Source organism: Chryseobacterium potabilaquae (assembly GCF_902728265.1).
GTDB lineage: Bacteria > Bacteroidota > Bacteroidia > Flavobacteriales > Weeksellaceae > Chryseobacterium > Chryseobacterium potabilaquae.
The window spans coordinates 1-10258 of the sequence record NZ_CACVBR010000067.1; the positions used below are offsets into that span (position 1 = coordinate 1).

Consider the following 10258-nt stretch of genomic DNA (forward strand, 5'->3'; position numbering starts at 1 on the left):
CCGGTTTTAAAACCAGAATACTATCAAAAATCACTTCTTTAAAGGTTATACAATACATTAATAAAGTCATTTTTGATAGAAATATTAATAATATTAAAGTTAGTATTATTTAAAATGCACAACGGGTTTAATTAATACAATTCTAAATAAAAACTTTCCCAGTGGCTGTGCCGCTGGGATTTTTTATGAGTATACAAAGAATAAAAATAGGGATTGTTTTTTTGAATTTAGACTAGAATATTATAACAATAAAAAACCTCTGGAAAAACCAGAGGCTTAATTTTTTTTAATTAGAATATCCTGTTAATTCTTCTTTCTTAGAGTTGTAAATTCTGTATTCTAAATATTTGAAGGAATCCCTGGGAATAATAGTTACCCATTTTTTATATTTCACAAACCATTTCATTTGAATGCTTTTGATTCCTTTTGTAAGATAGGCTTCCACAAAAGGATGTACGTGTAAATAGAGCTTTCCTTTTTCTTTTTGCATAATGTTTCTAATGGTTTCTCCCATTTTTTCCACAATGACAATGGGAGCTATAATCTCTCCATCTTTGTTGGGGTTCTCTTCTTTGGTATCAATTTGTTTTTCCGGACGGTTTCTTTGTCGGGTAATTTGTATTAATCCAAATTTACTTGGTGGTAAGATTTTGTGGCGTGCTTTGTCACGCTTCATTTCTTCTTTTAGATGTTCATAGAGATCTCTTCTGTGCTCTGGATTAAGCATATCAATGAAATCGATAACAATGATGCCTCCCATATCACGAAGACGTAACTGTCGTGCTATTTCTGTGGCGGCCATTTTGTTTACTTTCAGAGCGTGTTCTTTGTTTACTGCAGTGCCGGTTGTAATATTATTTCCGGAATTCACGTCGATTACGTGAAGAGCTTCGGTATGTTCAATGACTAAATAAGCGCCTTTTGAACTGGGAATATTAACGTGTTTACCAAAGCTTTGTTTAAGTTGTTTTTCAACATTATAATATTCCAAGAGAGGAATATGTGAATCGTAAAAATGAACAATGTTTTTTCTTTCCGGAGCGATTATTTCCAGATAGGTTTTCATTTCATTTACCATTTGTTCATCATCACAAGTAATGCTCACAAAGTCTTGGTTGAAATTGTCTCTTAAAATGGCTGAGGCTTTGTCTTCTTCACTTAAAACTTTAGCTGGGACCTTGTTTTTTTGTATATTTTTAAAAGTACTTTCCCATTTTTGAATCAGTTGATTCATGTCGTTATGTAAGTCGGCTACTTTTTTTCCTTCAGCTACCGTTCTTATGATGACACCAAATCCTTCAGGTTTAATACTTTCAATAAGGGTCCTAAGTCTCTCTTTTTCTTCAAAACTTTTGATTTTTTTAGAAATAGATACTTTATTATCAAAAGGGATTAAAACTAAAAAACGACCTGTTAGGGAAACTTGTGTTGATATTCTTGGCCCTTTTGTAGAAATAGGCTCTTTGGTGATTTGTAATAAAACAAGATCATCTTTGGCGATTACTTTATCTACTGTTCCATTTTTATTGATTTCGGGTTGTATTTCGAAACTTTTTAAGCTTGAAGTGCTTTGTTTTTTTGAAATAGTATCTTTTAAAAACTTTCGATAAGTAAGATATTGTGGGCCTAGGTCTTGATAATGTAGGAAAGCATCTTTTTCATAACCTATATTTACAAAAGCAGCATTGAGGTTAGGTGCTAATTTTTTCACTTTTCCTATAAACAAATCTCCAACTATAAATTCACTTTTGTCTTCTTGTTCATGAAGTTCACATAGTCTTCCATCCTCCAGTAGCGCAATCTTTGTAAGATCATCTTCATGCGAAACTATTAGTTCTTTCTTCATTTTGTTAATGAGATAAAATTATTAAGATTATAGTGGTCATGTATTTTTTTCATTAAAAGTAAAATAATGATTAAATATATAAATTAATTTGAAAATATATTTTTTCATTACTGAAAAAAATACTTTTTTCTTAGAATCTTATTAGTTGCAAAACAAAAATATAGTCGGTGAACTTTAAAAAATTAAAATCACCAACTATATTATTATATCTATAATCCCTATAAAGGAGATTATTTTTTCTTATGTCTATTTGCTCTTCTTCTTTTCTTTCTCTTGTGGGTTGCAACTTTGTGTCTTTTTCTTTTCTTTCCGCTTGGCATAATTTTAATTTTTTAGTAACTAGTTAATATTCAGTTAATGTCTTATTTTACTGCAACTTTAGTTTTTACTTTCTCCACAAAAGATTTTGAAGGTTTGAAAGCAGGAATATTATGAGCAGGAATCTCAATTGCAGTGTTTTTAGAAATATTTCTTCCTGTTTTAGCAGCCCTTGTTTTAATTATAAAAGAACCAAAACCCCTTAGATAAACGTTATCTCCATTATACATAGAAGTTCTAATCTCTTGCATAAAAGCTTCTACAACTTTCTGTGTCTCATTCTTTTCTGTTCCCAACTTGTTTGAGATGGTGTTTACCAATTCTGCCTTTGTCATTTCCTTTTTTAATTTTAAATTTTAGGTGTGCAAATTTAGTTAAAAAAATTGAAAATTAACAAATTAGTGACAAAATATTTTTAGGTAAGGGATTGAAAATTTAATGTTTAGTCTATTTTTTATGGTAAGATAACTCTTATGTACTAGAATTGTAGTATCCGTTTTCTACACAATAACGAATAAGATGGAGTTTAGTTTTTAATCCCAGTTTTTCTGTGAGTCTATTAATGTAAGTATCTATTGTTCTGTTGCTTAGGTTGAGCTTTTCACCAATCTCTTTATTACTAAAGCCTTCATAACAAAATTTCATGAGCTGAATTTCAGTAGGAGAAAGTTCTTCTTCACTTTGTTTCTTCCTATTCATGTATTCTTGGACGGCTAAAGGTTGTTGTTCCCATTTTTGAGAATAGGCTTCATAATCGAATGTGTCTGATATGACCTTTCCTTTTATAATTTCTTTTATGAGACAGCTTTTTTTTTCGCAGTAATAAATATTGGGAATTTTTGAGAGAATCTCCGCCATATCTTCTTGATAAGTTCCGGAATATGTTATAATGGGTGTTTCAGTATTGTTTTTTCTAATATATCTTATGGCTTCAATCCCACTCAATACGGGCATAAAAAGTTCAATAATAAATACATCTTCCTGTCTTCTGTAGATTCTGTTAATAAGTTCATGTCCATTATTACAATCATTGATAGCCATATAAAATGGATTTTCCATCAGAGTCTTAATCATTATTTTCTTAAAATAAAAGTCGCTATCTGCTATAGAAAACCGTACAGTTTTGGATAGTATTTTGCTCATTTAATATCGATTTGGCATAGGATAATTAAAATTATGGGGCTAAATTATGAAAAACTAATTAAAGAGAGAATTAATCTTAAATTATTTGAGAACATAATGGTAATTCTCTAGAAAAGTTAAATTTTGTACATAAATTATTTTTTTATAATTTCACGGGCCAAATAAATTACAAATTTATGTCCTCAAATAGGGAGAAAAAATTAAACGGATCTGATGTTAGGGTAGGCATTTGGAAGTTCATTCTATCTTTTGTTATTTTATCAACGGTGTCTTTTATATGCCTTTTCTTCTTTTTTAAGAGTTATGATATTCAACGAGAAGGAATTAGTAAACAAGCATCTGACTATAAAGAGCTTTTACAAAGGAGCGATGTCCTGAGAACTCATATTGACAGTATTTTTTATAGGATGAGCCAGTTGGAAATTAATAGAGTAGAGAATGATGTTTTCCTAAGAACTTATATCATGGACAATGTAAGAGATGCAAAAAATATAATGGGGGTAGATAGTGTAAATAACTTTAAACATTATGCTATTCTTATGAGGCAGATTGGTTCTATGATTAATCTAAAGAATCAAATCATCAGTGTTGAACATAAGAAACAAATGGCACGTCGCAATTTGGAAGAATGTATGGGAAAGGTGGGAAGAGTAAATAATGAGCTTAGAATTGATCCTACGCGAAATTTCACCGGAAATAGAAAGAAAAGATAACGACTAATGGAGGGACATATTACACTATCTAAGAAAGAAAAACAATATCAATTCTTATATCTTGTATTAATGCTTTTTGCAGCATTATTATTTTTAAGTGTTATTTTTTTAAAAGGGTTTGAATCGCCATTTTCGGATGAAGATATTATTTCAGTTCAAAATCTTGAAGAAAAAGTGAAGTTTGATCATCAACAGAAAATCGGACAAAGATTATTAGATAGTACTTTCTTGCAGATAGATCATCTTAAAACGGATGAGATTGTTCAGCCTTTTGTCGAAAATAATATTATGTATGGAATTAATGATATAGCAAATTATTTTCAAAATAAACCGGGAAGTGCTGATGTAAGGAAAGAAGCATATCCGCAGCTTGCGGAATTTTATAAAATGTATTTTGAAGATAAAAAAATACTTTCAACAAGAACGGAGGATATTAAAAGATTTGAGAAACAGATCGAGGAATGTAGAATAGGCTTCAAAGATAAGCAAAACCAACTTTTTCAACGTGAAAACGCTTTGAAAGCAAGAACTCAATAAATAAACATTAAAAAGCAAATGATATAATATATCACAATTATGAATTATTTTCAAAAAAACAAAAAGAATATTATTATTGGGGTTATTGCCACTTTGCTTATAGCTGCACTTGTTGTATTATGGCTGCAGAAAAAAGTAATTCATTCTTCTGATGATATTGTGGGTGTCGTATATCCTTCTTCATTAGTAGTGGGGGATACTTTATTATTTGAAGATAGGACACAATTTGCAAAAACTAAAAAATGGAATTTTGGAGATGGAACAACATCAGATAAAAATACAGGAATTCATTTTTATAATAAACCAGGATATTATCAGATCAGTTTGATAATAGATAATAAATATACAAAATCTTTTCCTGTGATGGTATCGGCAAGAAGTGTGATTAAGCCAAAAGATACAACAAGAATTAAAACGAGTATAGATGCCCAATCTCAAGGGATGCAATTTGAAAACATTCAATTTCGTGCGATTTCTGAAGCTAAACAATTTGCGTGGAAATTTGGAGAGACGGGGAATACAGATTCTAAGGATAAACTGGCAATTTATTCATATAAGACTCCTGGAGATTATGTGGTTACTTTATTTACGGAAGAAAGTGCTGAACCTGTTTATCATCATATAAAAATTCTTCCTTCGTATGATGCTTTGAAGGAAGAAGAAGTTTCTGTAGAGGATGCCTATGCAAAGATTGATAATGATTTTAAATATCATTTACAACAGATAGCTAATGGAAACAGTTTTAATACACATTATAACTATTTGCTAAGAACCTATCTTTGTAATAACGAAAATGCTGTCGTAAAAGTTAATGACAGTAAAGTGAATAATTTCTATATGTATTGTGCAGGTCTTCAGTTTGATAAAGGTAATATTATTCAGACAGTGAAAGTAAATTTAGATGATGCGCAAAATTGTGTGACCAAAGTTGATATAAATCAAAGTAAATAGTCATTCATTTTGGAATGTATATATCAAATCAAAAAAGATAAAAAAGGATGAGAAACAGGTTGCCACTTGCAGCGTATTATATTGGGGCTTTGGGATTGTTGATGAGCTGCCAAGTAAAACTACCCGTAAAACGAACTCCCGAACCTACATTATATGGCCAGATAGATCATTCGTTTGTAGTTAATGGATTTCCTAAAAAATCCGCCCCATGGGTTGCCATTTCGGATAGATCTAGAAATGCAACTTACTTAGATACCCATGACGAGAAATCATATAAAGAAATTAAGTTTTTAGAACCATTGATGGTATTAAAACATAAAAATGGAAAGGTAAAGGTGTCTGAATATGTTCCAGATGCTTTAATGAAAAAGATTTCTCCCAAATCTATAAAGACTTATGGTTGGATTCCGGAATCTGATCTACTTCTTTGGAATAGCTCTTTAAAGAATGAAAAGAATGGATTTCCCATAAGAGTTGCTGTAGTTCCTAGTAATAGTGAAGTCATTAAAAATGCTGAAAGATATTATAAAAATGACTCGATTATGGTGTTTAATTCTCCAAGCCTTATCGAAGAAGCAAATGTGAAAATACCTAATGGACAAATTGTATATGTTTATAAACAGGCGGAGAATAATAAAAGATTTTTAGTAGGTAAAAGTCCTACACTTGATATAGATAGCATAGGGAAAGGTCTTTACGGTTGGGTAAGTTCAAATGTGATTTCAACGTGGGGAGAGCGTTCGGCTATAAAAATGAAAAATACCATTGGCGTTACAGAAACTAATCTGGGAATCCATGAAGGTACTCCGGAAGAAGGAGAAAAAAATACAGAGGAAAAAACAGCTATTCTTCTTACAGATGCTAATAATAGAACTCCTCTTGAAAATATTTATCCTGTAAATTTATCAGACGGAACACAGTTTTCCGATTCAAAAACAAAATATTTCACTAATATTTTGGATTACAGTAAAAATTATGTTTTTAATGTTTTAGGTGAACCTATTTATTTTGAGCGTTATAAAGAGATTACGGAAAAGAATAAAAAGCTTAATATCATTTTTGTTTTGGATGTGAGTGCTTCCAATGCTCCTTATGCACCTATTGTAAAGTCTTTACTTCAAGATTTGCAATTAAGATTCGAAAAACCCTCTTACTTTAATACGATAAAATATGGGGCTGTTTTATATAAAAATAATTCATGTGGAGATAATGTTGTAAATTCAAGTTTAAGCACAGATTACGGTAGTATAACGAATTTCATTGATCAGAAAACAAATGAAATGAATTGCCTTACGAATAGTGGTTATCAACCCGTACATGAAGGATTGGCTGCTGCAGGCAATCTTCTTTCAAATGTTCCTGATGAAACCAATATTGTCATTACAATAGGGACCTCTGCTAGTCAGAATGGAAATATGTACGGTGTTATAAATTCTCTTACACAAGCTCAGGCAAGATTGATTATGTTTCAAACAATTGCAAAATCATCGGATACATACAACGATTTTGTATTGCTTGCTGAAAATGTAGTCAACAACACTGCAAAAAATATCGCGGAACTTAAAAAGCAAAAGACAATTAATCAGAATGATATCCTCACTAAAAATAATTTTAATCTTGTTGAAGGAGATGAAGGTTTTTTCTCATTAGATTACCCTAAGCAAAGTATGTCACAAGGTTTTGTTATCTTTCCAAAAAAAGGAGATATTGCCACTCCGGGGTACTTAAAAAAATCTGTGGATAGTTTAATTGCCCAGGTAATTTTGGAGAATGTAACGTTGGATAATTCATTGAACGATTATTTCCATTCTTCAGTAGGCGCAGGAAGAACTGATGTCGATTTGAAATACAAATATCTCTATCCCGGGCTTACCAATCCTGTTCCTGCAGGAATTGCTGCACAATTAATTAATTATAGAAGTCCATTTTTAGTGAAGGGATATATTCCAAAAGATCTAAAAGATTTTCAACCAGGTATTGAAAAAGGTATTTTAATTTCTGAAAATGAATATGATACATTAAAGGATTTTTATAGTGAAGTTTATCAGAAAACAGAGGCTGGAAGACCAGGATTTAACCAATCTAAGGCAATAAAAGAGTATGTTACTGTATTGAAAAAAAATAATCCTTTAAGTTTTCTTGATAAAGGAGATTTGTATAATCAGCCTATGTCGCATGCTGTGGGTATAAGCACAGGGTTTGATAATTCTGATGAAGAGTTGATGTCAAAATATAAGCTTAAAGGGTGGAAAAAATCTAAAATTATCAATAGTGAAACAGTTAGAGCATATTTTCGTCAATATAAAAATTTGGCAGATAGAATGCTTCATCACAGGAACGACCCGGCAGTTAAAATTCAACAAAATGGGCAAACTTTTTATTGGTTAAATGAATATTTTATGCCTACTATGAGATCTGTTGAAGAGCCAGAGTATACTAAACATTAATTTTAACTCTATATATACGATAGATTAAAGGAATAAAACAACAACCAGAGAAGAACTTTCTCTGGTTTTTATTTGGTATTAAAAAAGATTTGAAAAAAGGATATTAATAATTTATTCCTAAACTTTTAGCTGCGTATTATTGAATTTGTTTTAACTAAATTTAAGAAAAGTTGAATACGCTTGAAAATAATTTTTAAATCGTAAATGTTTGAACTTGTTTTGGTTATTTTTTTAAATCTATATACAATATGAATTATTTGGCATTGCAATTGCAATGGAGGTGTTAACAAATGTTAAACATATATGATCCGAAAAAATACCCTTAAATGGACTCTGTTAATGGGGCTTTGCTTATTTTCTTGTAAAGAAACTGAAAAAATGCGTCCTAAAATGGAGGCTAGTATTATTACTAATGAAAAAAAAGAATTTTCTAAACAAATTTCTGAAAAAGAGGATGTTAATAGAAAAGAGAATGTGATTATCACGGATTCTTTAATGTGGAAAGAATTAAAAACAATAGAAGGAAAATATACCGCAACCACTTGTGATAAAAGTAGGTTTTCTATTGAATTAGAAGGTAAAGGCAAAAGAATTGGGTATAAAATTTTTGATAAGCATAAAATTTTTGCTTCTGGTAGAGTGAATGTTATTCAAAAAGGAAATAAGGATGAATTTCAAATAACCATGGGAGCTATTGGAGCAATGGTAAAAAAAGATACATTAGTTGTACAGAATTATGGCAATTCTATGAATGCATTTGATCATTTCGGAGAATGCCCAGACAAGTACCTCCAGTTTATAAAATAAAACTTCGATTAGGCTTTACACTCAATTTTTACAAAAGAAAATGTGATAGTTTACTTTTCTAAAAACATTATAACTATATATTTTATAAAGCATTATATAAGTTTCCTTTATCAATACTTTATGTCAAGTGAAGAATGAGATTCCTTATCAACAGTAATATTGAGATCATTGTATGCCCAATGTTTTTTGAAAAGATAATTTAATTTTTGTCCATACATCCCATTTCGGTGGTAAAATATAAGTATTGATAATCTAATTATATCTTTTTAATCATTGCTTTTTGGTTATTTATTTTTTATTTTTATATCCATAATCGTAGAATTACGACAAAAATTTATATTCACTCGAGAAAACTTTCTGGAAATGAAAAAGTAGTATATCTTTGTTATACCACCATCACCAAATCACAAGATATTAACAATTTAAAATTTACTAATCATAGCTAACAATTCAAGAATAGCCTTTATCTAGGCTATTAAAAGAAAAGTAGACGCCTACAAAAAGAAGAAATCATATTTAATAATTTTATCAATCCCATGAGGAAGGAAAGTTGATCATATTAAATGAGAGAAGAAATATGTAAATAGAGATTGATGAACTTTATGTAAATGTTGAAAAATTAATTATGATAATATGCTGTTTAAAGGTCTAGAGAACAGTAGGTAAACTTTCAATCATTTTTAGTAAATAAAGTTGGAGCAGAATAGTGCACTCATAAAGTGGACTCTTCTGTTTTTATTTTTTACACCAATTTTTACTATCTTATTTGCTTCTTAAAATTTACGATAATTGGAATGTATTTAATCATAAGTGTAATCTAGGATATGGAGTAAGGTATAATTTTAGATAGAATCTGAAATTACATAACAAAGGCAAAGATTGACAGTATGAATAATCCTATTCAAGAAATAAATAATTATAGAAGATTTAACTTTCCCAACTCAATATTAATATACTGAATAACAAGGAAAATGTTTATATTTAATACTGATTAAAAATTTATTAAACAGTATGGAAGCTTACAATTTTGAAAAAACAATTAAGCCTTTTTTTTGGGTTGCCTCCGAGAAAACCTTTTCAGTATGTTTAAATGCAGGAAGTTACAAGCCTGAAATTTTCGAATGGAGAAAAAACGAAGGATTTGAAGGAAATGGTTATGATTGGGCATCTTTAGCAAAAGTGTTTTTAAATGAAAAAAAAAATAACCTGGCCGGAGATATAAAATTCGACCCCGAAGCAGATATGTTTTGTGCCTATTCTTCAAATTCCGAAAGTCTCAAAGAATTCATATTACACTTTAAGAAAGCCTGTGAAGATGATAATCTCATACAAGATTTATTTTCAAAAGCAGAACTGGATTAACGTTTTTATTGACTAGTCCTAAATAAGCGTTACAGATTATTAGGTTAAAAATACTAATATTTTATGAGATATTTGTCGGGCTAGTCCGACAAATATCTTTGTTTTTATAGGTTTTTATTTTTACACAATCTTGT

The 10258-nt window shown here is 30.0% G+C and carries 9 protein-coding genes and 1 pseudogene; 7 read left to right on the top strand and 3 right to left on the bottom strand.

What is annotated here, in order from left to right; all coding sequences use genetic code 11:
* Positions 1 to 113: pseudogene (locus CHRY9293_RS19010) on the top strand (IS982 family transposase); the annotation flags it as partial.
* 173 nt (positions 114 to 286) lie between these two features.
* Here CHRY9293_RS19010 and CHRY9293_RS17810 read toward each other — a convergent pair.
* The 3 genes from CHRY9293_RS17810 to CHRY9293_RS17820 form a co-directional block, all read right to left on the bottom strand.
* Positions 287 to 1846, bottom strand: a complete 1560-nt coding sequence (locus tag CHRY9293_RS17810) for an Rne/Rng family ribonuclease (RefSeq protein WP_162034209.1) — start codon at positions 1844 to 1846, stop codon at positions 287 to 289.
* 362 nt (positions 1847 to 2208) lie between these two features.
* Entirely contained in the window at positions 2209 to 2499 is a 291-nt protein-coding gene (locus CHRY9293_RS17815) for an HU family DNA-binding protein (RefSeq protein ID WP_002984212.1), read from the bottom strand.
* A gap of 136 nt (positions 2500 to 2635) precedes the next feature.
* On the bottom strand, positions 2636 to 3307 hold the full coding sequence (locus CHRY9293_RS17820) for a response regulator transcription factor (protein ID WP_162034210.1): 672 nt from the start codon (positions 3305 to 3307) through the stop codon (positions 2636 to 2638).
* Between the two features lie 176 nt (positions 3308 to 3483).
* Here CHRY9293_RS17820 and tssO (CHRY9293_RS17825) point away from each other — a divergent pair, with 176 nt between their 5' ends.
* The 6 genes from tssO (CHRY9293_RS17825) (at position 3484) to CHRY9293_RS17850 (ending at position 10124) form a co-directional block, all read left to right on the top strand.
* Positions 3484 to 4020 (top strand): type VI secretion system TssO, encoded by a 537-nt coding sequence (gene tssO, locus CHRY9293_RS17825; RefSeq protein ID WP_162034211.1) that lies wholly within the window; start codon positions 3484 to 3486, stop codon positions 4018 to 4020.
* Positions 4021 to 4026: 6 nt separating this feature from the next.
* Entirely contained in the window at positions 4027 to 4557 is a 531-nt protein-coding gene (tssO, locus tag CHRY9293_RS17830; protein ID WP_122637125.1) for a type VI secretion system TssO, read from the top strand.
* Between the two features lie 39 nt (positions 4558 to 4596).
* Positions 4597 to 5508, top strand: a complete 912-nt coding sequence (locus CHRY9293_RS17835; protein WP_122548014.1) for a PKD domain-containing protein — start codon at positions 4597 to 4599, stop codon at positions 5506 to 5508.
* Positions 5509 to 5555: 47 nt separating this feature from the next.
* Positions 5556 to 7955 (top strand): VWA domain-containing protein, encoded by a 2400-nt coding sequence (tssR, locus tag CHRY9293_RS17840; RefSeq protein ID WP_162034212.1) that lies wholly within the window; start codon positions 5556 to 5558, stop codon positions 7953 to 7955.
* 303 nt (positions 7956 to 8258) lie between these two features.
* Entirely contained in the window at positions 8259 to 8762 is a 504-nt protein-coding gene (locus CHRY9293_RS17845) for a hypothetical protein (protein ID WP_162034213.1), read from the top strand.
* A 1011-nt stretch (positions 8763 to 9773) separates the two neighbouring features.
* Complete coding sequence (locus CHRY9293_RS17850) at positions 9774 to 10124, top strand: immunity 51 family protein (protein ID WP_162034214.1); 351 nt, start codon at positions 9774 to 9776, stop codon at positions 10122 to 10124.
* The last annotated feature ends 134 nt before the right edge of the window (positions 10125 to 10258 follow it).